This is a genomic window from Solirubrum puertoriconensis (assembly GCF_001483135.1).
In the GTDB taxonomy this organism is placed as follows: Bacteria; Bacteroidota; Bacteroidia; order Cytophagales; family Hymenobacteraceae; genus Solirubrum; species Solirubrum puertoriconensis.
On record NZ_LNAL01000003.1, the window covers coordinates 406,393 to 431,492 of the forward strand.

Genomic DNA, 25,100 nt, shown 5'->3' on the forward strand with positions numbered 1-25,100 from the left:
TTGGCTGAGCTGCCATCAAGGGCCCCGCTGGTAGTAACTGGCGGGGCTGTTTATTTCTGCATGTACAAGCGCCGTTTGGCCGGCTCTAGCCGCTCGATGGCGTAGCGCAGCATAGTGCGCGGCATCTGCCGAGCATTATCGGCCAGAAATTCCTCCAAAGCATCTTCGTTGCGTTTGCCCACTTCGCGCAGCATCCAGCCAACCGCTTTGTGGATCAGGTCGTGGGTATGCGGCATCAGCAGCTCGGCCAAGGCAAGCGTATCGGCAAACTGGCCTTTGCGAATAAATGCTAGCGTAGAAACCACGGCCATGCGCTGGCTCCAAAGACAAGGCTCAGCAGCTAGGTCGTAGAGCGGGGTGCGGTCTTGTTTCAGCAGGTGCGCGCCCAAAATGTGGGTGCACGTTACGTCTACTAAATCCCAGTTATTCACGAAGCGGCGGTTAGCTAGGTATGCCTCGTAAATAGCCTGCCGACCAGCCGGGCCAGCTTTGGGATATTGCAGCGTCCAGATAATCAGCCCCACGGCCCGGCACTCATGCCAGGGGTTTTGCACTAGCTGCTCTGCCTCCGGCATGGGCAAGTGGCGGTACTCGCGCGCCAACGCCCGCTGCTGCGGCATGGTGAGCCCCAAAAACTGGTCGCCTTCGCTGTACTGGCCTGGGCCAGTTTTGAAGAAGCGCGCTACCGAGGTGGCCCGTTCGGGATTGGCAAGCGCATGAATGCGGGTAAGCAGTTCGGCGGCAGTAGGCATAGCAGGTGTTGGCGGTGCCGAAAGGTAGTATCACTTAGGGGCCACAAACAAACGGGCCGCTACGCCCGATGGCATAGCGGCCCGAACAGCCTTGACGGCTAGTTATGCTTACGCGCTGGCAGGCTGCGCTTGGCCCATTTTGTCCAGCGCATCCATTACTTCTTTCACATGGCCGCGCGAGGTTTCGAGCAGTGCCTTTTCCTCGTCGTTCAGCTGCAGCTCGATGATGCGCTCGATGCCGTTTTTGCCCAGGATTACCGGAGCACCCAGGTACACGCCGTCGATGCCGTATTCGCCTTTCAGCTCTACGCACACCGGGAACACGCGGCGCTGGTCGCGTACGATGGCCTCAACCATTTGCGCAGCAGCTGCACCCGGAGCGTACCAAGCCGAGGTGCCCATCAATTTCACCAACTCGCCGCCGCCTACAGCGGTGCGCTGTACAATGGCGTCGAGCTTGTCTTTCTCGATCAGCTCCGTAACCGGAATACCGCCCACGGTGGTGTAGCGGGGCAGGGGTACCATGGTGTCGCCGTGGCCACCCATCAGTACGGCCTGAATGTCTTTGGGGCTCACGTTCAGGGCTTCAGCCAAGAAAGCACGGTAGCGGGCCGTGTCGAGGATACCGGCCATGCCGAACACCTTCATGCGGTCCATACCCGAGGTGAGGTGTGCCTGATAGGTCATCACGTCGAGCGGGTTCGACACAACAATGATGATGGCGTTGGGCGAGTACTTCACCACTTGCTCCGTTACCGACTTCACGATGCCGGCGTTTACCGAAATAAGGTCGTCGCGGCTCATGCCGGGCTTGCGGGGCAGGCCCGAGGTAATTACCACCACGTCCGAATCAGCGGTGCGGCTGTAATCGTTGGTTACGCCGATGGTACGCGAGTCGTAACCGATGATGGGAGCCTTCTGCCAAATGTCGAGGGCTTTGCCTTCGGCAATACCTTCTTTGATGTCGACCAGAACAATTTCGTTGGCGATTTCGCGGGTAGCGAGTACGTCGGCGCAGGTAGCGCCCACGTTACCTGCCCCTACAACGGTTACTTTCATGGGGTACGAAATGGGAATTGAAAGATGGGGTTACGCGCTTGCAATGTAGAAAGACTGGCGCGAAGTAGCACCTCCAACAACGAAGTAGCGCGGACTTTGTGGCCTACGCTACCTAAGTATTACTTCGTTGGTTGCCTTTGCAGGCGCACCTCCAGCACCCGCTGCGTTTCTTCCGTCACCTTAAACCGATCGTCGGGGCGCATGCCTACCACCCACGTTACTTTGCCATCGGGCGTAACGAGCAGTGGCACTTGCGGCTTCAGGTTCAGGGGCACTTTTTCATCGATCAGAAAATCGCTGAGCTTCTTTTTCCCCTTCAGGCCGATGGGCATAAACCAGTCGCCCTCGCGCCACTTGCGCAGCATCAGCGGAAACTTCAGCTTGTCGGCATCGAAGGCGGCCACCTCGCGCGACCTAGGGATTTTATAGCCTTCGGCCGGGCGCTCGGTTACCGTTAGGCGCAGGCCTTCGGCTACGAGCTCGGGTTGGCCTTGCTGCAACTGGTAGGTGCCAAAGCTACCTAGGTTTTTGGGCGTAATGACGAGCTGGTCGCGGTCTTTCACCAGCAGGTGCGTGGGCGACTCAAACTGCCGCCCCGAGGTGGCCCGGAACGACGCCACAATATCCTTTACCACCAGCCACGAGAAGTGAAAGGGCCGCAGCATTTCCTGCAGCACCACGGCCGTGGCCGGCGTGTTCTGCAGTACGCCAATGTTAATGTACACTGCCTCGTTTTCGTCGCGGCGCGCTTGCTGAGTGGCTTGTTCCACCATGTGCTGCACCAACAACTCGGCGCCTTGTACGCGCTCGGCGGTGTGCCGCAGGGTTTCGTCGAGGTTGGGGTTTAGCTCGCGGAGGGTGGGCAGCACATCATGGCGCAGCTTGTTGCGCTGGTACGCGGTGCTTTCGTTCGAAGAGTCTTCGCGCCACACCAAGCGGCGCTCCACTACGTAGTCGAACATATCTTCCTTGCCGATGCCCAGCAGCGGGCGTACCACGTGGCCTTGCCGGGCCGGTATGCCGTGCAAGCCGCGCAACCCGGTGCCATGCGTCAGGTTCAGGAGCATGGTTTCGGCGGCGTCGCGGCGGTGGTGGGCGGTGGCGATGTAACCGAGCTGTTGGGTGCGGCGCACCTGCTCGAACCACTGGTAACGCAGCACGCGGGCGGCCATTTGGGTTGACAGACCTTCTTGTGCGGCAAAACCCTTCGTGTCGAAGAACTCGGCGAAGTAAGGGGCGTCGTACTTCTTGGCCAGCTTGCGCACAAACTCCTCGTCGGCGTCTGCCTCCTCGCCGCGTAAGCCAAAGTGGCAATGCGCCACCGCTACGCCCACACCTAGGCAGTGCAGCACATCAAGCAGCACCACCGAGTCCATGCCGCCGCTCACGGCTACCAGCAGTTGGTCGGTTTCGGGGTTGAAGAGGTTGTTTTCGGCGATAAACTCACGAACGCGGTCGAGCATACAAGCACACTACTAAGGGAGGAGCAAAGGTAGCGCCTGCTTGCCCCGCACCGAAACTGCCCCGCAGCTAAACATAAGGCACTGCATATCAGTACTGCATTTGTCAAGTATAACCTTAGTTATATGCCCGAACCTTACGCTGTTGTGCGCCGCGTCTGCTGGCTGATCGGTGTGCTTTGTTGGGCTATGGCAGCTTGCAGCCGCCAAGTTGGCGGCAGCAGTGCCAACCGTGCCACCAACCAAGCGGCAGTTCAGGTGATCGGCCACGCGGGCTCTGGCTTCTTCACGCCTATAAACCCCTTCAACCCGTTGCCGCCAAGCAGTTTGGCCGGCGTAGCAAAAGCCCTAGGTGCCGGGGCCGATGGGGTAGAAGTGGACGTGCAGCTTAGCCACGACAGCATACCTGTGCTGTACCACGATGCCGAGCTGCAGAGCATGACCAACGGCCAAGGCTGCGTAAGCCAACACACCGCCGCTGCCCTGAAACAGCTAAGCTACCGCGGCGGCCCGCCTTACGACTGGTTTCAGAAGGAGCGCGTTGCTACGCTCGAGCAGTTGCTGCAGGAGCTAAGCAAGCGGCCAACTTTTCCGCATCTGCACCTCGATTTGCACGAAGGCGACGCTTGCCAACCCCAGCAGCCTTATGTCCGCTCGCCCGTGTTGGTGCGCGCCCTAGGTCGGTTGCTGCGGCAGTACCAGGTGCCAGCCGAGCGGGTGCTGATCGTGACTGAGCACGTGCCCTCGCTTCGGCAATTCAAAACCGAGTTGCCCGATGTAGCCCTAGGTCTGGAAATCACCGATGAGTTCAGGGAGCGGCTGCCGGTAGCAGCCGTGGAAGGCGTGCAGGCGGTGGTGCTGCCTAAGCGCTTGGGCACGCCTGAGCACGTGGCCCTGGCGCGGTCGGCGGGCCTGCAGGTGGTGCTGTTTGGCGGACGTTCGCCCAAAACAATGAGGCGCTTACTGGCGCTGCAGCCCGATGCCGTTGAGGTAGACAACGTGCCGCAAATGCTGAAGCAATTGGGCCGCAGCCGAGTTCAGCATACCAACACCGCAAATGCACCAAACCTGACGAGTGTGCGTTAGGGCTGGGGTTCTGTACTTTTGCGCCGATGCGCCTTCGTTTTTTCTTATTCTGCTTTTTGTTGCTGCTGACCACGCCGCTGGTATGGGCTCAGCGCCGCCCTGCCCAAACCGCTCCTCCCCAAAAAGGCCAGCGCATCGAGTTGCTGCCGGGCGCGGGTGAGCTGATAGGTGGCGTGTTCAACGGCCGGCAAATCCGGAAGCTAATCGGCAACGTGAGTTTTCGGCAGGGCGATACGTACCTGTACTGCGACTCGGCCTATCAATACGCCGACCGCAACGCCATCGAGGCCTTTAGCAACGTGCGCGTGGTGCAAAACGATACGGTTACCATCACCGGCGACCGGGGCTTTTACGACGGCGACGCTCGCTTGGCTCGCATGACGGGCAACGTAACGCTGCGCGACCCGCGCATCACGCTCACCACGCCCGCGCTCGATTACGACCTCAACCGCCGCATCGCCTTTTACCGCGACGGCGGCCACATCGTCGACCCCGAAAACACGCTTGATTCGCAGCGCGGCTACTACAACACCGAAACGCAGGTGTTCAGCTTTCGGGGGAATGTGCGCCTGCAAAGCCGCGACTACACCATCACCAACGATACGCTGCAGTTCAACACCCAAACCAAGGTGGCGTACTTCTTCGGGCCTACGCGCATCACGGGCCAGCAGGGCAACCTCTACGCCGAAAAGGGTACTTACAACACCCGTACGCGGGTGTCCGACTTTCAGCGTAATGCCAAGATCGAAACACCGAACTACCTTCTGGGCGGCGACCAACTGATTTACGATGAGGCCCGGCAGTACGGCGTGGCCCGCGGCAACGTGTCGATGACGGCTAAAAAGGACAACGTGGTAATCCGCGGCGACGTGGGCCGCTACTGGCGCACCCTAGGTCGGGCCAAAGTGTACGGCTCGCCAGTGATGCGCAGCATCGCCGACCGCGACACGCTGTACCTCGCCGCCGATACGCTGATGAGTGTGGAGCGCCGCGCCGCCAACGACCCGGGCATCATCTACGCCTACCGGCGCGTAAAGATCTACCGCGGCGAGCTGCAGGGCCGTTGCGACTCGCTTACCTACAACCGCCGCGACTCGGTAATTTACCTGAACACCAAGCCGGTACTCTGGAACCAGAAAAATCAGCTCACGGCCGACTCCATGGAAATTCGGCTGCGGCGGCAGAAAATCGACCAAATGCGCCTGTACGCCAACTCCTTCATCGTTGGCCAGGATACGCTGCTGAACTTCAACCAAGTGAAAGGCCGCAACATGGTGGCCTATTTCACCAATAGCAAGCTGCGCAAGGTTGATGTGCTAGGCAATGCCGAAAGCTTGTACTACGCCCTCGAAAACGACACTGCCACCACGGGCCTGAACAAGGCAGTATCGGCCAACATGGCTTTGCGCTTTGCCGAGAACAAGCTGCAAACCATTACCTTCCTTACCAACCCCGACGCCAGCTTTATTCCGCCGCACGAACTGAAGGAGGAAGACAAACAGCTGAAAGGATTTCAGTGGCTGATTGCGCAAAAACCTACCCGCCGCGCCGTATTGGGCAAGCACTTTGCTCCTGCGGCCAAGCCCAAAGGGAAACCCGCCAAGAAGGTAGCTACAAAGAAAGCCGCTCCAAAGGGCAAAGCAACTGCTAAGCCAGCAGCTAGGCCCTCTAAACCGGCCGCTAAGCCGGCCAAGGCCCCGGCGCCAGCGGCCAGAACAACTCCTACCCAAAAGCCCGCTACCTTGGGGAGCACCAAACCCAAGCTTTAAGTGTTATGGCCTGCACGAGCGCAACCTTTGCGGCAGTGCTGGGCTCCTGTGGCTGAGCGGCTTTTGCGTTGGGCCGCCAAACCCTTACCTTTGTCCCCCTTATGTCCGTATTCCGCCTTCGCGTCGTCGCCCTGCTGATGAGCACCTTGCTGCTCGGTGCCTGCAGCTCTTACCAGAAGCTGCTGAAAAGCACCGACGTAAACAAGAAGTACACGGCGGCCATCGACTACTACGAGAACAAGCAAGACTACTACAAGGCCGGTGCCTTGTTGGAGCCGCTAATCCCGCTGCTGAAGGGGCGACCCGAAGCCGAGAAGGCCGAGTTCTACTTCGCCAACACCAATTACCGCCAGCGTAACTACACGCTAAGCGCGTACTACTTCGATCAGTTTGCGGCTACGTACCCGGCTTCGCCCTTTGCCGAAGAAGCCGAGTTCATGCACGCCAAGTCGCTGTTCAAGGATTCGCCCGAGTTTGAGCTTGACCAGACCAACACTTTGGCAGCACTCGAGTCCATTCAGGAGTTTCTGAACCGTCGCCCCGAGAGCAAATTCCGCCCCGAAGCCGAGGGTATGTCGAACGAGCTGCAGAAGAAGCTGGATGTAAAAGCCTTTGAAGCGGCCAAGCTCTACTACTCGCTGCGCTACTACCAATCGGCCGTGGTGGCCTTGAGTGGTTTTCAGCAGCAATACCCCTCTTCGCCCTACGGCGAGCAGGTAGCTTACCTCAAGTTTGTGTCGCAGTACGAGCTGGCCCGCGAGAGCGTGGAAAACAAGCAGCGCGAGCGTTATGCCGAAGCCGTTGCGTTTTATCAGGCCTTTGTTGATGCTTTCCCGCAAAGCAAAAACCTGAAAGAAGCCGAGCAGCTGTACGACGCCGCTCAGAAATTCCTAAAAGAAAACCAGCCGGCCAGCGAGGGCGCAACCGCAACCACGCCAAAGGCTCAGTAACCAAACCGCCGCGTTTGGTATAATTGTCAAGATTCCTCAACCATCACTTGGTTATGAAAGTACCTAGCAACGTTCCTGCTTCCATCGTTACCCGCAACCTGTCGGACTTCGTGAACGAAACCGGCAACGTGTACGAGTCGATTGCCATCATCTCGAAGCGCGCCAACCAGATTTCGGTGAAGCTCAAAGAAGAGCTGAACGGTAAGCTGGCAGAGTTTGCAACCACCGTCGACAACCTCGAGGAGGTATTCGAAAACCGCGAGCAGATCGAGATTTCGAAGCACTACGAGCGTCTGCCTAAGCCCACTAACCTCGCTATCGAGGAGTTCTTGGAAGGCAAAGTAACCTTCCGGATGCCCGAGCCGGAGGAGCCCACGGCTGAGAAAGCCGAGTAGTTTTAGCTTAGCCTAGGCTGTGATGCTGGCCAACCGCCGCATATTGCTGGGCGTGAGTGGCAGCATTGCCGCTTACAAATCGGCCGCATTGGTGCGGCTGCTGATAAAAGCCGAAGCCGAGGTGCAGGTAATCCTGACGCCCTCGGCTTCGGCTTTTGTTACGCCCATCACCCTCGCCACGCTCTCGAAGCGGCCCGTGTTGCAGGGCTTCATCAAGGACGAGCAGTCGGGCGTGTGGCACAACCACGTGGACCTAGGGCTGTGGGCCGATGTGCTCCTGATTGCTCCTGCCAGCGCCAATACCGTAGGTGCCTTGGCCAACGGCTTGTGCCCAAACCTGCTCACGGCCGTGTACCTCTCGGCACGGTGCCCCACCATGGTAGCCCCAGCCATGGACCTCGACATGTACCAGCACCCAGCTACGCAGCGCAACCTAGAGCGCCTGCGGCTGGATGGAGTGCGGGTGCTGGAGTCGCCGGCCGGCGAACTGGCCAGCGGGCTTAGCGGCCCCGGCCGCATGCAGGAACCTGAGGAAATTGTGCGTGAGCTGGAACAACTGTTTGCTAACGAGGCCGGCACTTCTGAAGGGAAGAAGGCTGAGGTCAAATCTTAATTTATCTGTTCTTCCTTGAAGAAGATGCGCGTTCTGCTCACCGCCGGTCCTACCTACGAGCCCATTGATCCGGTGCGGTTTATTGGCAACCACTCTACCGGCAAAATGGGTTATGCCTTGGCGGAAGAGTTTGCCAGCGCCGGGTTTGAGGTAACGCTGGTGAGCGGGCCAACCAACCTAGGCATTGAGCACCCAGCCGTGCAGGTAATACGGGTGCAAACTGCGCACGAAATGTACGACGCCGCTGCAGCCGTAGCGCCGCACGCCGACATTTGGGTGTTTGCCGCCGCCGTGGCCGATTACCGGCCTAGTACCGTTGCTACGGAAAAGATCAAGAAGCGCGACGACGGCACCGACGAAACCTTGGTACTGGAGCTCGTCAAGAACATCGACATTGCCGCTACGCTTGGCCAAACCAAGCGACCCGAACAATTTTCTGTAGGTTTTGCGTTGGAGACGCAGGACGAGCTGCGCCACGCCCAGGATAAGCTGCGGCGCAAGAACTTCGACCTCGTGGTACTGAACTCGCTGCGCGATGCCGGTGCAGGTTTCCGCCACGACACCAACAAAATCACCCTCGTGGATGCCAACGGCGCCACGGCTTTTGAGTTGAAACCCAAGGCCGCCGTAGCTCACGATATTGTTTCTGCCATTGTTGCTCGCCTTCAGCCCCATGTTGCGTAACGGTGTTATTTACTGCCTAGGTCTGTTGCTACTGCTGCTCGGCGGCAGCCGGCAAGCTGTGGCCCAAGAGCTGCAGGCTGAAGTAGAAATTACAACCCAGAACGTAGCCATTACCGACCCGCAGCTGATTTCCCGCATGCAGTCGGATATCAGGGAATTCCTGAATAACCGCCGCTGGACCAACGAGGTATACAAGCCGAATGAGCGCATTCGGTGCCGCATCTTCATTGGCATCAACGCCATTCCGCAGAACGGTACTTACCAAGCCACGGCGCGCATTTTCAGCACGCGGCCGGTGTACGGCACTGCCTACGAAACCAACCTGATGAGCTACGCCGAGTCGTGGCGGTTTAATTACTTACCCGGCCAGCCGCTCGACTTTTCGGAGAACTCCTACGTCAATAACCTGTCGTCGATTCTGGGCTTTTACGCCTACATGATCATCGGCATGGACCAGGACAGCTTCTCGCCCCTAGGTGGTTCGCGCTACTTCGACCGCGCCCGCAACATTCTGCAGGTGGCGGCCGGCCAAAATGCCGACGGCGACGACGGCTGGAAAGACAATGGCAAGCGCGACCAACGCAGCCGCTACTGGTTGCTCAACGGCATGCAGGATCCGCAGCTCGAAGCCTTGCGCTCGGCCGTGTATGCCTACTACCGCCAAGGCCTCGACATTTTTATTCAGAAGCCTGACGATGCCCGTACCAGCATTTTCACGGCTTTGCAGGGCATTCAGCAGGCCAACCAGCGCCGGCCGGGCTCTACGCTCATTCGCGCGTTTTTCGAGACTAAGGCCGATGAAATTGCCAACATCTACCGCAGCAGCCAATCCGCCGATCAGAAGCAAGGCGTAGTGGCATTGTTGCAAGAAGTGGACCCCACCAACTCGGCTAAGTACCAAGCCATTTTGCAGCAACGCTGAGGCCTACCTAGGCGGCTAGAATACCACTCGTTAGCAGCGGCAACCCAGCATTGGATTGTCGCTGCTAATTTTTTTATCTGCATCAGGATGGCTGCAAAGCGACTTTTGCTTATAATTTGCTAAATAGGTTAGATGCTATGCTTGCGGATGGGCTAAACGTTTTAGTAAGTTTGTGAGTATCCACTTAGCAGCCGCTTAGCCTAGGTGGCATTTGTCATCATCTATCCACGCAACCATCAGCCTTATGCTGGTTGACCTCCGCATACAGAACTACGCCCTCATTGAATCGTTGGAGCTGCGGCCTTCGTCGTTGCTGAACATCATCACGGGCGAAACCGGCGCCGGTAAGTCCATCATGCTCGGTGCTATTGGCTTGCTTTTGGGCAACCGGGCCGATTCGAAGCTGCTCTTTAACACGGCCAAGAAGTGCGTGATTGAGGGCCAGTTCGATATTTCGGGCTACCAGCTACAGGATATCTTCGAGGCCGAAGACATTGATTACGATGCGCAATGCATTCTGCGTCGTGAGATAAGCCCGAATGGCAAGTCGCGCGCCTTTGTAAACGATACTCCCGTGACGGTGGAAACGCTGCGCAGAGTTGGTGCCAACCTCATGGACATCCACTCGCAGCACGACACGTTGCTGCTCGGCGACCCGGTGTTTCAGCTGAACCTGATAGACCTATACGCCGGCCTAGTGCCCACCCGCACGCAGTACGGCAATGCCTACCGGCAATTCCGCAAACTCGCCGCCGACCTTAAGCACCTCGAAGACCAAGTAGCCCAAGCCAATAAGGAGCTCGACTACCACAGCTTTTTGCTAAACGAGCTGGAGGAGGCCCGCCTCGATGGTGAAAACCAGGAGGCCCTAGAGCAGGAGCTGAAAGAACTGGAGCACGCCGAGGAAATCAAGCAAAAGCTTACGTACGCACTGCAAAGCCTGTCGGAAGGGGAGTATTGCGCTACCTCGTCGCTCAAAGAGGCCAGTATTATGCTGGGGCACATTGCCGGGTATTCCGAGTCGGTGCGCCAGCTGAAGGAGCGGCTCGACTCGTGCCTGATTGAGCTGCGCGATATTGCCGACGAAACCGAAATGGCCGAGCAGCGCACCGAGGCTGACCCTAGGCGCCTCGATGAGCTGCAAGCCCGCCTGACGGTGCTCTACAACCTGCAGCGCAAGCACCAAGTGCGCGACCTGCCGGGGCTGCTGGCCGTGCGCGACGAGCTGCAGCAAAAAGTAGGCTCGGTGCTGAACCTCGACAAGGAAATTGCCTGCCTGCGCAAGGATGCCGAGGGCGCACTGGCTACCGTGAACAAGCGCGCGGCGCACCTTTCGGAGCAGCGCCGCAAAGCATTCCCGCAGTTTGAGCGCGAGCTGGCCGAACTGCTCTTCGACCTAGGGATGCCCAACGCCCGCTTGGTGGTGCAGCACAGCACCGGCCAGCCAACAGCCAGCGGTACCGATGTTATCAGCCTGCTATTTACGGCTAACAAAGGTGCGCACCCGCAAACGCTCAGCAAAGCCGCTTCGGGTGGCGAATTCTCGCGCCTAATGCTGTGCGTGAAGTATCTGCTGGCCGATAAGACCGCGCTGCCCACCATCGTGTTCGACGAAATCGACACGGGTATTTCGGGCGAAATTGCCGTGAAGGTGGGCCGCATGATGCAGCAGATGGCCAAGAAGCACCAGCTCATCACCATTTCGCACTTGCCGCAAATGGCCGCCGCCGGCGACGCACATTTCTTCGTGTACAAGGAAGACCGCGCCGACCGTACCATCAGCCGCATCCGCCGCCTCACGGAAGAGGAGCGTATCCATGAAATCGCGCAGATGATTTCGGGTGCCCGCGTTACGGAGAATGCCGTGCAGAGCGCCCGTGAGCTGCTCTCGATGCGCGGCGAAAGCGAGTTGGTAGCGGCGTAGTATCCGTTCTCAGATGTGTAGCGCGGACTTTGCAGTCCGCGTCCTAGGATAGTAATTTCTGATCAGCTTAACGATTGAGACTACTATCTGCGGACGCGGACTACAAAGTCCGCGCTACTGCGTTCTGTGCCGTTCGGGCCGAAACCCTATTTTTGCCCATTCCATATTCCTTCCTCCGACTCGACTCAACCGTTTTTATGGCCAACAACCTACTTGCCGGTAAGCGCGGCATCATCTTCGGTGCCCTCAACGAACAATCCATTGCCTGGAAGGTAGCCCAGCGCTGCCACGAAGAAGGCGCTACGTTCGTGCTCAGCAATGCGCCGCTTGCCATGCGCATGGGCGAAATCAATAAGCTGGCGGAGCAGTGCAACGCCCCGATTATCCCGGCCGATGCTACCGTGGTAGAAGACCTGGAGAAAGTATTCAGCGGCGCGGTGGAGCAACTAGGCGGCAAAATCGACTTCGTGCTGCACTCCATTGGCATGAGCCCGAACATCCGCAAAGGCAAGCACTACGGCGAGCTGAACTACGACTGGTTCCAGAAGACGCTCGACATCTCGGCGTTGTCGTTCCACAAGATGCTGCACGTGGCCGAGAAGCAGGACGCCCTGAACGAGTGGGGCTCGGTGGTGGCTCTGTCGTACATCGCGGCACAGCGCGCGTTCCTCGACTACACCGATATGTCGCAGGCCAAGGCCGTGCTCGAAAGCATTGCCCGCAGCTACGGCCAGCGCCTAGGTACCCAAAAGAAGGTGCGCGTAAACACCATCTCGCAGTCGCCCACCAAAACCACGGCCGGCACCGGCATCAGCGGTTTCGATGCATTCTACGAGTACGCCGACCGCCTCTCGCCGCTGGGCAACGCCCCGGCCGAGGCTTGCGCCGATTACTGCGTGTCGCTGTTCTCGGACCTGACGCGCTACGTAACCATGCAGAACCTGATGCACGACGGCGGCTTCAGCACCACGGGCATTTCGGAGGCGATGGTAGAAGCAATTACCCACGCTACCAAGGAGGCTTAAGCTTCTGGAGGTTTGATAAAGTAAAAAGCCCGGCCGGTTAGGTCGGGCTTTTTGCTTGAATCCAACCGCGGTTCCCAGAACGGTCATGCTGAGTTTGCCGAAGCATCTCTACTGCTTTGTTCTTGCTCCTCGTGTCATCCTGATGCGCTAGAGCCAAAGAACCTTCTCACGGCAGATGGTAACTACCTCAGGGTGTTCAGGCATAAAATGGTGATTCGTTTTGCTGAGGGTGACAGAGAAAACAACATCAGCATGAGAAATGCTTCGCTGCCGTCTGCATGACGTTTCGTTAGTGCAGGCTAATCAGTAGAGGTGCTTGGCTGCGCCGAGCTGCGGTTCTACTTCGCTCAGCATGAGGTTAGAACCGGTTGCAAATTCTACTTAATATCCCCGCGCCACATCGACCAAACTTTCCAGCGGCTTGCCATTTCTGAAGCGCCTTAGGTTCAGCAGAATCATATCCACCTTGCCACCATCTTCATCGGGCTGGCCGCCGGCCGAGTGTTGAGTAAGAATGACGTTGGGCATGCTCCAAAGCGAGCTGTCCACGGGTAGGGGCTCCACGGCCGTTACATCGAGCACGGCGCCGCCTAGGTGGCCAACCTGCAGCGCGGCAATGAGGGCGGGCTCGTCGGTGGTGTTGCCGCGGCCTACGCTGGCGTACACGCTGCCGGGCTTCATGGCCTCAATTAGCTCGGCGGAGTAGAAGCCTTCGGCGGTGCCGGGCAGGCAATTGATAACCAAATCGGTTTCGGGCAACACGGCCTTTAGCTCTTCGGGCGAGCGAAGCTGGGCTTCGGGGCTGGTGCGGGCCAGCAGCTGCGTGTGGCATTGAAAGCCCGAGAGCTGTTGCCGCACTGCCAGGCCAATGTAGCCGGCGCCTAGGATTACCACGCGCTTGTGGCGCATCAGCTGCATGTTAGCGCGCACGGGCGGGCCCACCCAACGCTTTTCGGCCTGCAGCAATGCCAACTGTGGCAAGTTGCGGTACAGCGCCATAATGCCCGCCACAATGCTTTCGGCGCAAGGCCAGGCAAAATAGTCGCCCATGTTGGCTACGGGCACGGGCAGCTGCAGGCCCGTGTACTGCTCGAAGCCCGACGAATCGATTTGCCAGAACTGCAGGTTGGGCAGCGTGCCCTCGTTAAACCATGCGGCCGGCGGGTTGCCAAGGATAATGTTGGCCGACTGGAAGGTTGGTAACTGCTGATCGGCGGTAAGCTCGTTGCGGAAAGACACCTGCACATCGGGGGGCAGCTGAGCCCGGAGGCGGGCGCGGAGCGTGTCGTTGAGCAGGGTATAAATGTAGAGGTGCATGCAGAAGTGAAATGGTGGGCGCAAGTTACGTGCATCGGTGCGGGTGCCTAGGTAGCGCCAGGGTAATGCGGGCGAATACCCGGCCGCAGCACTCGCCACGTATAGCCACCACATACGCTTGGCAGGAGCCCGCGGTGGGTACCTGGCCGGTGGCTTGCCGCACCCATGAACGCACCAACTCCTGTTGCCCACTGGCTGCGCCGCTTCGATAAGTGGGCTGCGCCGGTGCTTGCTGCCACTGCCTTGGGACTGCTGCTGGCCGAAACGCTGCGCCCGCTACGCCGCCGCACCCGCCCACGCAAAGAGCGGTGGCCGCGCAACGTGGGCGTGGCAGTTCCTTCGTCGGTGGGGATGCGGCTTGCCTTGCTGCCGAGCATGCTTGGGTTGGCTTGGTTGGCGCAGCGGCGGCACCTAGGGCTGCACCGCGAGGGCTTGCCGGTCGGAGTGCGCCTTGGCCTCGAGCTGCTGCTACTCGACTACGTGGCGTATACCTGGCACCGGCTGCTGCACTCGCCGGTGCTCTGGCGCCTGCACCGCGTGCACCACATCGATTTGGACATGGATGTAACTACTGCCTGGCGCTTCCACTTCGGCGAAATGCTGGCGAGCATCCCTTACCGCGGCGGCATTCCGGCCTTATTGGGCGTACGGCCCGGCACCGTAGTCGCTTACGAGGGCGTGTTTGAGCTGTGTACGGCTTTTCACCACAGCAACTGGCGCTTACCGTTTGGGCTGGAGCGCAGCTTGGTGCAGGTGCTTGTTACCCCAAGGGCGCACGGCATTCACCACTCCATTGTGCACCGCGAAACCCAGAGCAACTTTGGCGTGGTGCTCACCCTCTGGGATATATTGCACCGCACCCTGCGCCTGAATGTGCCGCAGCAGCAAATAACCATTGGCGTGCCCAGCTACCCCAGTGCCCGGGAGCAAACCATTGCAAACTTGCTGCTGATGCCCCTGCAGCCGCCTCGGCCCTGGGAGCGGCCCAATGGGGCTGTACCCAGCCGCCCCGAGCCGCCACGGCCGCTGCACCAACTGGCTGAGTAGCCTAGGCTTGTTCCGCCTCGGCCGAGAGCTGCCGCAGCACACCTAGGGCGCGTTCAGCATCGGCTTGGGTTACAAACAGGTGGTCGTGGTAGTAGGCCGCTACCACGTTGCAGCTGATGTTGGCTTGGGTAAGCGCCGTGGCAAACGCCGCCGTGAGGCCTACCGCCTCCAGGGCCGAGTGCACCGTAAGGGTTATCCAGCTAGCCACGAAGGAGTAGGAGAGACCTAGGACATCGGCCGCGGCTTGCGGCAGGATAACGGTTAGGCTCTCTTGCTCACGGAATAGGCAGAGCACATCGTCGGGGTTGATGCCGCTGAGGCTGCGTACGGTGCAAAACACGTAGCTACCGGGCTGCAACTCGGGCTGCAGGGTGCGGAGTAGTTGCCGAAGGTCGGTTTGGCCGGGCATAGCAAATGGTTGGTTATCAGTAACAGATAGCACCACCTAGGGCCAGAGCCGAAAACTAACGGGGCTGCTTGGGGGCGAATACCGCTGCCGGTTGCATATTGTGCGGCCCACGCGTGCAACTGAGGTTGGCAACGCGTGTTCTTGATGGCAAAGCCCAAAGGTACAGCTTGCTCGGCGGCCCATACCCTTTGCCAAAGCAACTTCGGGGCTGCTTTCTCACGCTTTAGCTACGCTCTTGATTATGGCGTTTCGTTCTTCTGTAAGTCTGTACTCGGCTTTGCTGCCGGGTTTCTTGTTTTTTCTGCCTCCGGGCTCGGAGCGCCTCGCCGGCGACGTGCCGCCCCAAAAAAAGGGAATCCTGCTGAGCACGGTGGTTCAGGGCCTGGGCCTGGCGCACGTGCAGCCCAACCAGCTCGACGACGAACTCTCGCGCAAGGTGTACGCGCTGTACCTCAAGCGCCTCGACGGCAGCAAAAAGTTTTTGCTGCAGCCCGACGTAAAGCAGCTGCAAGCCTACGAAAAGCTCATCGATAACGAGATTAAGCAGGGCAAGCACGAGTTTCTTGACCTCAGCACCAAGCTCATCGATCAGCGCACCCGCGAGGCGCAAGTGCTGTACCGCGAGCTGCTGAGCAAGCCCTTCGAGTTCACGGCCAACGAAACCTTCGAAACCGACTCGGATAAGCTTGGCTACCCCGCCGACGAAGCCGCCCGCCGCGACATGTGGCGCCGCCTGCTGAAGTACCAAACCATGGTGCGCGTGGCCGAAATGATGGACGAGCAAGACCGGCAGCAAACCAAATCGTTGGCCTCTACCAAAGTAGAGCCCTCTGGCGCGGTTATCTCGAAGCCCGTGCGTACGCCCGCCGAGATGGAAGCCGAAGCCCGCAAGCAGGTGCTGAAGTACTACGACGAGCGGTTCAATGACTTGCTGCAAACCGACGAAGCCGACCGCCTGGCCGAGTTTGCCAACACCGTGGCCAATACCTTCGACCCGCACTCGGAGTATTTCGCGCCGCAGGACAAAACCAACTTCGACCTGGCCGTAACGGGCCGCCTTGAGGGCACCGGCGCCCAGTTGAGCGAGCGTGACGGCCAGATTGTGGTGGCTTACATCGTGCCCGGCTCGGCCGCGTACCGCCAGGGCGAGCTAAAGGCCGGCGACGTGATTCAGCGCGTGGCGCAGGGCGCGGGCGAGCCAGTAGCCGTGGATGGCATGCGCTTCGACAAAGTAGTAGGCCTGATTCGGGGCAAAAAGGGCACCGAAGTGCGCCTGACGGTGAAAAAGCCCGACGCCACCGTGAAGGTTATCCCCATTATCCGCGACGTGGTGGTGATTGAGGAAACCTACGCCCAATCGGCCGTCATCAACGAGGGCGGCAAGAAGTTCGGCTACATTCTGCTGCCCAGCTTCTATGCCGACTTCAACCAGAACGGCGGCCGCAACTCGGCCGAAGACGTGAAGAAAGAGTTGCTGAAGCTGAAGGCCGAAAACGTGCAGGGCGTTGTGCTCGATTTGCGCTTCAACGGCGGCGGCTCGCTCTACGATGCCGCCGAAATGGCCGGCTTGTTTATGGAAAGCGGCCCCATGGTGCAGGTAAAAGGCCGGCAGCGCACGCCCGAAGTTGTATCCGACCCCGACCCCAAAGTACAATACGGCGGCCCGCTGGTGGTGCTGGTAAACCGCTACAGCGCCTCGGCGTCGGAAATCCTAGCTGGTGCCATTCAGGATTACAAGCGCGGCGTTGTGCTCGGCAACACTACCTACGGCAAAGGCACCGTGCAGCGCGTGTTCGAACTGGATAACATCATGAACCCCGAATTGGCGGCGCTTAAGCCCTTCGGCTCGCTCAAGATGACCATCCAGAAGTACTACCGCGTAAATGGCTCCTCCACGCAGTTCAAGGGCGTAACGCCCGACATTGTGGTGCCCGATGCCTACAGCACCTTGGCCGAAGGCGAGCAAGACACTGACTACCCACTGCCCTGGGATGAAATTGCGCCGGCAAGCTACCGGCCGTGGTCGGTGGCGCCGCCCGTGGCTAAGCTAGCCGCCGCCAGCAAGCAGCGCGTAGCTTCCAACCAAGCCTTCCGCCTGCTCAACGATGCCGTGCAGAACATGGCCAAGCGCGAGAAGGTCACGCTGGCTTCGCTGAACCTAGCCACGTACCGCACCGAGCAGAAAGCCCTGCAAGAAGCTACCGAGCGCTACAAGCAAGTGCAGCAGCAAGCCCCCGTGCTGGCCGTGGCGCCCCTAGGTACAGCTACCTCAACGGACAGCGTGCAGACCAACCGCACCAACCGCTTTGTACAGCCACTGCGCAAAGACCTGACTTTGCGCGAGGCCGTAGCCGTGCTGAGCGACGAGGTGTAATTTCCCTAAGTGCTATTGTCAACGACAAGGCCCGCTGCACAGTGTGCAGCGGGCCTTATTGCTGTTGGCGGGTAGGTATGGGATTAACCTAGGCTTCTTGCTCGATGCGGGGACGCTCTTCTACGCGCGGCTTGGGCTGCTGTGCGGCTGGCTCTTGGTTGTCGCGGGTGTTTTTTTGCACGGCAATAGCGGCAAACAGGCTTAGTGTAAACGACATGGCGTAAAACCCTTTTTCGCTCAGGGTGAGCGTTGCGTTCCAGAGGCCTACCACCAGCAGCAACACGGCCATGATGGTACACAACCAACTGATGCCGAAGTACAGATTGGTTACCGGAATGCCCTCCATCCGGTCGCGCACGCTCTTTTGCACCGAAATGGCCGCAAACAGCCCGAACATGAGGATAGTGAAGTAGTACCCCTTCTCGTTCAGGGCCATTTGGGCGTTCCAGAGCCCTACGTTGTAGGCCATAATGCCAATGAGCAGCGCAGCCCAGGAGGCACCGATGAAAGCAGTTGAAGGTTGTCGGTTCATGGCGGCGGTAAAGGAATAAAGTGGGTTGGTGTGGAGGTGCTTAGAGAGTATTCAATATTACTACTATTCGCCGCGCGTTCGGCTCACATAAATGGGTGTATTCAGACTTTACAAAGTCGGTTGAATTCGCTGAAAACGTGTAAGTATTTCGGGCTAGTTATCAGTATACAAGTAAAATATGCTTTCAGTATCTGATAGAAGTCAGACTTTTAGGAGCCCTATTTTGTAAGTGTCGAGCTTGGGGGGCCGAGGTCAACCTTCCGGGTAGGGGCGCGTTGAATGATATGCCGCTAAGCCGCTAGCAGGCATCAATTCAGTTCCCCCAACACTCCTGACTACGCATAGCTATGCAGCATCCGAAAGAGCTTGAACAGCTGCTCGATACCCAACAGAAAAAATTGGCCTTCTTTCAGAACCTTGTGCTGGTAGCCGCCGCCGATGGCCGCCTCGACAAAGAAGAAGGCGACTTTTTGGTGCAGATTGGCAAACGCTTGGGCCTCACGCCCGACGACGTAAACCCCATTGCCGACAACCTCAACGTGCTCAGTTTCATCGTGGCCTCCGAAGGCCTGCAGCGCACCCTCGAGCTGCAAACCTTGGTGCAGATGATGCTGCAAGACGGCCAGATTGACCCGCGCGAGTACGGCCTGTGCCTGGAGTACGCCAACCGCATCGGCTACGGCAAGGACATCCTCGACGATATGGTAACGCAACTGGCCGGCGGTGCGCCGGCCGGTACGCCCCGCAACCCGCCCAAGGTTAGCTAACCAAGGCTGCGGTAAAGGGCCGCTGAACCATGGTTCAGCGGCCCTTTACGCCGGGGTATAATTCACGCACCACGTCGCTCTGCACAAAGGCTTTGGTGCGCACGTTCAGCAGGCTTAGGCGCCCGCCGTACGCGGCGCCTTGGTCGAGGTTCCAGACGTTGGCGCGCTGCGTAGGCACCGGGCTATCGGGCCAGGTAGGGGTGTGGCCGATAAAGCACTCCTGATAACCTAGGGCTTGCTGATGCTGGCGCCATAAGTCGCGCGTCCAGATAAGGTCGCGCGTGGGCTGCTCGGCAACGGGCTGCTTCGGGTTGTAACCGGCGTGCACGTACAGGTTGCCTAGGTCGTCTTCGAAGTAGGGGCGCTGCTGGGCAAAAAAGGCTTGGTAGTGCTGCTGTGGGCGTTCGGTGGGGCCTTGCAGGTAGGCATCGTAGGTGGCTTTACCGCCTTGCAGGAACCAGCTCATGTTTACCTCGTCGGGCGAGGCGCCGCTGGCCAGCCACTCGGCTGCCCAGGCATCGTGGTTGCCTTGCAGCCAAATGCTGTTGGGTATGCTCAGCAGCAGCTCCACGCACGCGGGCGTTTCGGGCCAGCCATCGGCCACGTCGCCTAGGTGGATAAGCCTATCCACGCCGGGCCGGAACGGGCTGCGCTCCAGCACCTGCACCAAGGCCCGGTAAGCACCGTGTATGTCGCCGAGCACGTAGGTTTCCATAGCTATTGGCTACGGCTGCCGGCGCACGAAGATGCACCCTAGGTAGCGGCGTCAGCCGGAGACAGGCCACTTGTTTATTTTACTTGCATGAATGTTCAGCAAGCCTACAACGCTTGGTCGGGCAGCTACGATACGGTAGAAAACAAAACCCGCGACCTGGAAGCCCGCGCCATTCGGGCCATGGTGCCCGGTGCTCGGGTAGCAAACGCGCTTGAACTGGGCTGCGGCACCGGCAAAAACACCGAGTGGCTAGCCGGCGTGGCGCAGCAGCTCACCGCCGTCGATTTTTCGGCTGACATGATGCAGCAAGCCCAGCAAAAGCTGTCGCTGCCGCACATCACGTTTCAGCAAGCCAACATCGTCGAGCCGTGGCACTTCGCCGCCGATGCTGCCTTCAACCTCGTTACCTGCAGCCTCATCCTGGAGCACATTGCCGACCTAGGGCACGTGTTTGCCGAGGCACAGCGCGTGCTGCGGCCGGGCGGCCTATTTTACGTGGGCGAGCTGCACCCCTACAAGCAATACACCGGCAGCAAAGCCCGCTTCGATACGGGTGCGGGTCAGGTGTTCGAGCTGGAGTGCTACGTGCACCACCTTTCCGACTTCACCGAGGCGGCCTGCCAACACGGCTTGCGCTGCCAACGCCTGCAGGAGTGGTTCGATGCCGACGCCCGCGGCACACCGCCGCGCATCGTGTCGTTTCTGTTCGAAAAAGTCGGTTAAGCTGCCGGGGCGGCTTTCCGGGTAATGAAAATTAGGTGTACCGAGGGCGTGCCATCGGGCTTGTTAAAGTGCTTGCGCATCAGCTCGGCCACGGCAAACCCACTGCGGGTCAGGTGCTCGCGCAGGTAAGCCTCTTGGTGGTAGTGCACGTAGGCTTTGTGCTGCCCGTTGCTCGAGCTTTCGAAGCCCGACTGCTGGTAGTCGCCCTCGATGGCACTGAGGTATAGCACGCCCGCATCGGAGAGTCGGGCGGCGCAATCGTGTATCAGCTTGGCGCAATCGGCTTGCGAGAGGTAGGGCAGGCAAAAGCCGCACACAATGCCGTCGTACTGCTCGGTTAGCTGGTCGAGGGCGCGGCAATCAAGCAGCTGGCACGTGGCCGTGGGGTTGTTTTGCTGGGCCAGCTGCACCATGGCCGGTGCCACGTCGGTGGCGGTAATGCGGTAATCGGGGCGCTGGGCTAGCAAGTAGCGCGTAATGTTGCCGGGGCCGCAACCCAGCTCCAGAATGCGTGCGTGGGGCTGGGGCAGCAAGGCGCAAAACGCATCGTAGGTGTCGTTGTACAGATCAAGATCCATGTACCGATCCTGATAAGCCTGCGCCATCTTATCGAAGGCATCGAAAGTTAGGGCGTACTGATCCATGCAGCGCGTGTGTTACCTGTTGCGGGCCATCGGTTACCTCTCTCGGCACCTAGGGCCGAAGGTACAGCAGCGTCGATTGGTTGGAGGGGCCGTACTTGTCGTTGATCAGGAAATAGCCGCCCCGGTACGCCGCTATGCCTTCCCAGTTGTAAGTCATGTACTCGGCGGGCAGCTCGAACAGCGGTTTCCAAGTAATGCGGTTGCGCTTGTACTGCAGCGTAATCAGGCGGCAGTAGTTTTTGTAGGTGCTGCCTTGCTGCACCAGGCGGATGTTGGCATCGGTGGAGGCGGGGCGATATACCCGGTCGTCGTCGCCGCTGTAGAAGTAGTTGATGGCCGCAAACCGGTTGCGCCCTAGGTGCACCATGTCGGTTATGCGAAAGGGCAGCCGGGCCATGGGCACGTAGCGCGGTACATCGGCTGCGTTGGCGGCTTGAGGCAGCTCAAACCCGTAGTTATCGTGCCCGAAGTAGTTGTATTCGAAGAGCAGCAGCAGGTTTTGGTTGTACGCAGCCAGGGCCTCGAAGCCGGCATTGTGGATGTGCGTGTTGTTGGCAAGCGCGGGCTTGGCCACGGGCACCAGGTAGCGGGTATCAATGGTGATGGTAGCCGCGGCGTCATCAACCTGCCCTTTGATGAGGTAGCAGTAGGCTGAGGGCGTGGTGGTTTCGATGGAGAAATACGCCACGTCGCCTAGCATCGTCAGGGCCTCTAGGCCTTCGTACACCTGGCAGGCGCTGTCAATCCGGGCCCGTATGGTTTCGAGGTTGCGGATGGTGTACTTGCGGTACGTCAGCTCCTGGGTTTTCTGTGCCAGCTGGTTGCTGATGCTCCCTAGGTCGAGGGCGTACACCTTAGCCTCGGCACCCTCTTGCAGGCGGCTTTCGGCTAGTAGCAGCAGTTGGTTGCCTCGCACATGCAGTCCCGAAAACTGGTTGTTGCGGTCGGCTATTTCTTTGGGTAGGGTGATAGAAACGGTGGCAACAGTAGTTTTTTGAGCTTGGGCGGCGTAACTGATGCTCAGCCAAAGAGCCAAGAAGAAATATTTCATATATGCAGGACAATCCACCCTGAAGGTACCTTTTGAGTTATATCAAACAATGAAATATCAGGCTACGGCTAAACCTAATTCAATATGCTTCGGGGTCATTGCAATGTTGTAGTCCTGAATCAACCGCTGTAGAATCTGCATGTCGCGCGGACAGTGACGGGCGAAATCCTCCCAGTTAATTATGTTTAGGTGTTCCGGTAGCTCCACAACTGCTACGATAGAGTCCCAGAAAGCGTCCCAATTTTCTCCGTACCATTCAGGAAAATCAAGCTTCTCTTTGAACAATTGATGAATGGCTGCTTCATTAGTTATCCCAGAAAGATCAATAATCATACTTGTATGATATCCACAGGTGCGTAAAGAGCTGTTTTACTATGTCAAATCGAGGCAGTATAGGTTAACGTTATAAACATCGTATATGCTTTCTATTGAACGTCTTTATGTGGTGGCGAAGTAGTTCTTCGGCTTAGCCCGGATTATATAGGTCGAATTGCTCTAGCCAAGTGAACCCAAAATTGGATGGTAATAGTAAAGCAGGTATAGTGCCTATATCTGTATTGACTATCAAACCTAGGCTACCAGAGTAATTCCGTCCTCATTAGTTTGAAGGTTAGTTAGGATATTATCAGGAAATATATGGCCTGTTTCAATGGTTTTGATAGAACTAATCTTGGTGTTTGATGCTACTGTTCTAAACCAATAGCCTGGCTCTGGATCATTGAACTTTATAATTTGTTAAGCTTGCAAAATCTGCAAAAAAATACTTCGTCGAATCTATTGTCAGAACCTTCTGGCTGGGTATCATAGCACTCTAGCTTGAACGTTGCGTTTGCTGTATTGAAGTAAAATGCGTTTACATCCCATATAATTGAGATGTTGTCATAGTTTAGTAAGGATGCAATTAGTTTGGTCTCCGTTGAAGTGAATCTCAGATCTGTCATAGATAGAAATTATTTAGTGCTCTGCTCTTTTGCGATAAAACTGAGCAAGCGCACCAAGTACGGCTACTAAGTTAGTGCAACCTCACGCCGCCGTATCCTCCACCTCATCCCCATCATCCACCAGCACCTTCGCCAGCTTCTCAATATTGAGGCTGCGGGCCGAGGCGTCGAAGATTTCGCGGTAGGTGCCGCGCAGGTCGTAGAGCTGCTCGTGGGTGCCGCTTTCCACCATGCGGCCCTGCTTCATCACGTAAATGCAATCGGCGTCGACAATCTGGGCCAGCGAGTGAGAGATGATGACCACTGTGCGGCCTTGCTTGATGGCATCGAGCGAGTTTTTGATTTGCTCGGTGGCAATGGCATCGAGCGAGGCGGTGGGCTCGTCGAGGAAGATGATGGGCGGGTTTTTCAGGAACAGGCGCGCAATGGCAATGCGCTGCTGCTGCCCGCCCGAGAGCTGCTGCGCATCGGACTGGTAGCCCTTAGGTAGCTGCATAATTTGCTCGTGCAGGTAGGCCTGTTTGGCGGCGGCCTGTATCTGCTCGAGGGTGGCGTCCATCACGCCGTAGCGGATGTTCTCTTCGATGGTGCCTTTGAAGATGTGGTTTTTCTGCAGCACCAGGCCAATTTGCTGGCGCAGGGCGTGCGTGTCGTAGTCGGCTAGGGGTTTGCCATCGAGCAGTAGGCGGCCGCTATCGGGCTGGTAAAACTTGCACAGCAGGTTGATGATGGTGCTCTTGCCCGCGCCTGAAAGGCCCACCAGCGCCGTGGTTTTGCCCGCCTCAATGGTGAGGCACACATCGTGTAGGGCTTGGGTGCCACTGGGGTAGGTAAAATCGACGTTGCAGATATCGAAGGTGCCTTGCAGGTGCTGGGGCTGGAGCGGGCCGGTGGGCTCCTGGGCTTCCCGGGCGTCGAGGATGTCGAAGAAGCCCTCGGAGTAAGTGAGGGCGTCGTTCATTTCGTCGTAGATGCGGTGCAGCTGCCGGATGGGCGCCGATACATTGTTGAACAGCAGAATATGGAACATGATGGCCCCGATACTGATCTGCCGATCGAGCACCAGGTAAGCCGTAAGGATGATGATCAGCACCACCCCGATTTGCTCCACAAATGTTTTGAGGCCGTCGTACAGAAAGTTGAGCTTGCGGGTTTGCAGCTGCGTCTCCTGCAGGTTGTGTTGCAGGGCGGCTTGCTTTTGCTCCTCGTAATCTTCGCGCACAAAGCTCTTGATGACCACCGCCGAATCGATGACGTTGACGAGGCCTTGGCTGCGCGCCTCGCGCAAACCCCGCAGGGCGCGGCGCGTGCCGTTGAGGCGGTCGGCTTGCCGGTAGCTGAGCCAGAAGTACGCCGGCAGCACGGCAACGGCTACCAAGCCCACATACACGTTGGCCGAAAACATAATCACCAAAGCCACCACGGCATTGGCAAACAGCGGCAGGATGTCGATAAAGAAGTTTTGCACCAGCTTCATGAGGCTTTCCACGCCGCGGTCGATGCGGGTTTGCAGCTTGCCTGTTTGGTTGCCGGTATCGGCGTAGAAACCCAGCTGGTAGCTGAGCACCTGGTGCACGGCCTGCTGGTGCAGGGCGGTGGCTACGTTGATGCGGATTTTCTCGCCGAAGAACTTCTGCCCGAACTGGATAAAGGTGTTGACGATTTCCTTACCTAAGAGCAGCGCACTCACCACCGCCAGCATGGGCATACCAGCCGCCAACGAGGCGTTGCGGTTGAGCAAACTCTGCACGGTATCCACGGTGTAGCGCAGCACGAAGGGGTTTACCTGCGCCGCCAACGAGCCCACCAGCGTGAGCAGCAATGTGGCAATTACCAGCCCGCGGTAAGGCCGAACATAGGGGAAGAGGCGTTGAATAATCTGCCAGAGGCTCATTGTGTGGTAAGCGGCTACAGTAGGCGTGTAGCCGGTTAGACGAGCTC

Annotated in this window: 24 protein-coding genes; 13 read left to right on the plus strand and 11 right to left on the minus strand. The window is 58.4% G+C overall.

Translation table 11 applies throughout. From position 1 onward, the window contains the following. Positions 1 to 50: 50 nt before the first annotated feature. From ASU33_RS02165 to tilS, 3 genes are all read right to left on the minus strand, one after another. The gene (locus tag ASU33_RS02165) at positions 51 to 752 is read right to left on the minus strand and encodes a DNA alkylation repair protein (protein ID WP_059067667.1); all 702 of its coding nucleotides are present in this window, start codon (positions 750 to 752) and stop codon (positions 51 to 53) included. 108 nt (positions 753 to 860) lie between these two features. Next, positions 861 to 1,811 carry a malate dehydrogenase gene (mdh, locus tag ASU33_RS02170; protein ID WP_059067668.1) on the minus strand — a complete coding sequence of 317 codons (951 nt, stop codon included), beginning with the start codon at positions 1,809 to 1,811 and terminating at the stop codon, positions 861 to 863. Between the two features lie 119 nt (positions 1,812 to 1,930). Further along, complete coding sequence (gene tilS, locus ASU33_RS02175) at positions 1,931 to 3,274, minus strand: tRNA lysidine(34) synthetase TilS (protein ID WP_059067670.1); 1,344 nt, start codon at positions 3,272 to 3,274, stop codon at positions 1,931 to 1,933. A gap of 123 nt (positions 3,275 to 3,397) precedes the next feature. Here tilS and ASU33_RS02180 point away from each other — a divergent pair, with 123 nt between their 5' ends. The 9 genes from ASU33_RS02180 (at position 3,398) to ASU33_RS02215 (ending at position 12,639) form a co-directional block, all read left to right on the plus strand. Beyond that, a complete protein-coding gene (locus tag ASU33_RS02180; RefSeq protein WP_078062803.1) occupies positions 3,398 to 4,357 on the plus strand; it encodes a glycerophosphodiester phosphodiesterase in 960 nt (319 codons plus the stop codon). A gap of 26 nt (positions 4,358 to 4,383) precedes the next feature. Continuing rightward, positions 4,384 to 6,126, plus strand: coding sequence for an OstA-like protein (locus tag ASU33_RS02185; RefSeq protein WP_059067674.1), 1,743 nt, complete (start codon positions 4,384 to 4,386; stop codon positions 6,124 to 6,126). 101 nt (positions 6,127 to 6,227) lie between these two features. Continuing rightward, a complete protein-coding gene (locus ASU33_RS02190) occupies positions 6,228 to 7,076 on the plus strand; it encodes an outer membrane protein assembly factor BamD (protein WP_059067675.1) in 849 nt (282 codons plus the stop codon). A gap of 53 nt (positions 7,077 to 7,129) precedes the next feature. Beyond that, positions 7,130 to 7,471 (plus strand): DNA-directed RNA polymerase subunit omega, encoded by a 342-nt coding sequence (locus tag ASU33_RS02195; RefSeq protein WP_059067678.1) that lies wholly within the window; start codon positions 7,130 to 7,132, stop codon positions 7,469 to 7,471. 22 nt (positions 7,472 to 7,493) lie between these two features. Continuing rightward, a complete protein-coding gene (locus tag ASU33_RS21870; RefSeq protein ID WP_173664818.1) occupies positions 7,494 to 8,084 on the plus strand; it encodes a flavoprotein in 591 nt (196 codons plus the stop codon). A gap of 24 nt (positions 8,085 to 8,108) precedes the next feature. Next, positions 8,109 to 8,768, plus strand: a complete 660-nt coding sequence (locus ASU33_RS21875) for a phosphopantothenoylcysteine decarboxylase domain-containing protein (protein WP_173664819.1) — start codon at positions 8,109 to 8,111, stop codon at positions 8,766 to 8,768. Further along, the gene (porD, locus tag ASU33_RS02205) at positions 8,758 to 9,690 is read left to right on the plus strand and encodes a type IX secretion system protein PorD (RefSeq protein WP_059067680.1); all 933 of its coding nucleotides are present in this window, start codon (positions 8,758 to 8,760) and stop codon (positions 9,688 to 9,690) included. The genes ASU33_RS21875 and porD overlap by 11 nt, the downstream gene beginning before the upstream one ends. A gap of 244 nt (positions 9,691 to 9,934) precedes the next feature. Further along, a complete protein-coding gene (gene recN / locus ASU33_RS02210; RefSeq protein ID WP_059067682.1) occupies positions 9,935 to 11,614 on the plus strand; it encodes a DNA repair protein RecN in 1,680 nt (559 codons plus the stop codon). A 197-nt stretch (positions 11,615 to 11,811) separates the two neighbouring features. After that, positions 11,812 to 12,639: an enoyl-ACP reductase FabI gene (locus ASU33_RS02215; RefSeq protein WP_059067684.1), complete on the plus strand. Its 828-nt coding sequence runs from the start codon at positions 11,812 to 11,814 to the stop codon at positions 12,637 to 12,639. Positions 12,640 to 13,020: 381 nt separating this feature from the next. On the opposite strand, the gene ASU33_RS02220 is transcribed toward ASU33_RS02215, so the two are convergent. Then, complete coding sequence (locus ASU33_RS02220) at positions 13,021 to 13,956, minus strand: D-2-hydroxyacid dehydrogenase (RefSeq protein ID WP_059067686.1); 936 nt, start codon at positions 13,954 to 13,956, stop codon at positions 13,021 to 13,023. Between the two features lie 165 nt (positions 13,957 to 14,121). On the opposite strand from ASU33_RS02220, the gene ASU33_RS02225 reads away from it, so the two are divergent. Continuing rightward, complete coding sequence (locus tag ASU33_RS02225; protein ID WP_059067688.1) at positions 14,122 to 15,003, plus strand: sterol desaturase family protein; 882 nt, start codon at positions 14,122 to 14,124, stop codon at positions 15,001 to 15,003. 1 nt (position 15,004) lies between these two features. Here ASU33_RS02225 and ASU33_RS02230 read toward each other — a convergent pair whose 3' ends face one another. After that, positions 15,005 to 15,412, minus strand: a complete 408-nt coding sequence (locus tag ASU33_RS02230) for an ACT domain-containing protein (protein ID WP_059067691.1) — start codon at positions 15,410 to 15,412, stop codon at positions 15,005 to 15,007. Between the two features lie 241 nt (positions 15,413 to 15,653). Here ASU33_RS02230 and ASU33_RS02235 point away from each other — a divergent pair, with 241 nt between their 5' ends. Then, positions 15,654 to 17,786: a carboxy terminal-processing peptidase gene (locus tag ASU33_RS02235; RefSeq protein WP_059067693.1), complete on the plus strand. Its 2,133-nt coding sequence runs from the start codon at positions 15,654 to 15,656 to the stop codon at positions 17,784 to 17,786. Between the two features lie 88 nt (positions 17,787 to 17,874). On the opposite strand, the gene yiaA is transcribed toward ASU33_RS02235, so the two are convergent. Continuing rightward, positions 17,875 to 18,318: an inner membrane protein YiaA gene (yiaA, locus tag ASU33_RS02240; protein ID WP_059067695.1), complete on the minus strand. Its 444-nt coding sequence runs from the start codon at positions 18,316 to 18,318 to the stop codon at positions 17,875 to 17,877. Between the two features lie 347 nt (positions 18,319 to 18,665). Between yiaA and ASU33_RS02245 the strand changes: the two genes are divergently transcribed. Next, positions 18,666 to 19,085 carry a TerB family tellurite resistance protein gene (locus tag ASU33_RS02245; RefSeq protein WP_059067697.1) on the plus strand — a complete coding sequence of 140 codons (420 nt, stop codon included), beginning with the start codon at positions 18,666 to 18,668 and terminating at the stop codon, positions 19,083 to 19,085. 34 nt (positions 19,086 to 19,119) lie between these two features. On the opposite strand, the gene ASU33_RS02250 is transcribed toward ASU33_RS02245, so the two are convergent. Then, on the minus strand, positions 19,120 to 19,800 hold the full coding sequence (locus tag ASU33_RS02250; RefSeq protein WP_059067699.1) for a metallophosphoesterase: 681 nt from the start codon (positions 19,798 to 19,800) through the stop codon (positions 19,120 to 19,122). Between the two features lie 87 nt (positions 19,801 to 19,887). Here ASU33_RS02250 and ASU33_RS02255 point away from each other — a divergent pair, with 87 nt between their 5' ends. Further along, positions 19,888 to 20,523 carry a class I SAM-dependent methyltransferase gene (locus tag ASU33_RS02255; RefSeq protein WP_059067701.1) on the plus strand — a complete coding sequence of 212 codons (636 nt, stop codon included), beginning with the start codon at positions 19,888 to 19,890 and terminating at the stop codon, positions 20,521 to 20,523. Here ASU33_RS02255 and ASU33_RS02260 read toward each other — a convergent pair. The 4 genes from ASU33_RS02260 to ASU33_RS02275 form a co-directional block, all read right to left on the minus strand. Then, positions 20,520 to 21,167, minus strand: a complete 648-nt coding sequence (locus ASU33_RS02260) for a class I SAM-dependent methyltransferase (protein WP_059067704.1) — start codon at positions 21,165 to 21,167, stop codon at positions 20,520 to 20,522. The genes ASU33_RS02255 and ASU33_RS02260 overlap by 4 nt on opposite strands. A 49-nt stretch (positions 21,168 to 21,216) precedes the next feature. Next, positions 21,217 to 22,218 (minus strand): hypothetical protein, encoded by a 1,002-nt coding sequence (locus ASU33_RS02265; RefSeq protein WP_059067706.1) that lies wholly within the window; start codon positions 22,216 to 22,218, stop codon positions 21,217 to 21,219. A 57-nt stretch (positions 22,219 to 22,275) separates the two neighbouring features. Then, entirely contained in the window at positions 22,276 to 22,551 is a 276-nt protein-coding gene (locus tag ASU33_RS02270; protein ID WP_059067708.1) for a barstar family protein, read from the minus strand. 690 nt (positions 22,552 to 23,241) lie between these two features. Further along, positions 23,242 to 25,053, minus strand: a complete 1,812-nt coding sequence (locus tag ASU33_RS02275) for an ABC transporter ATP-binding protein (protein WP_059067710.1) — start codon at positions 25,051 to 25,053, stop codon at positions 23,242 to 23,244. Between the last annotated feature and the right edge of the window lie 47 nt (positions 25,054 to 25,100).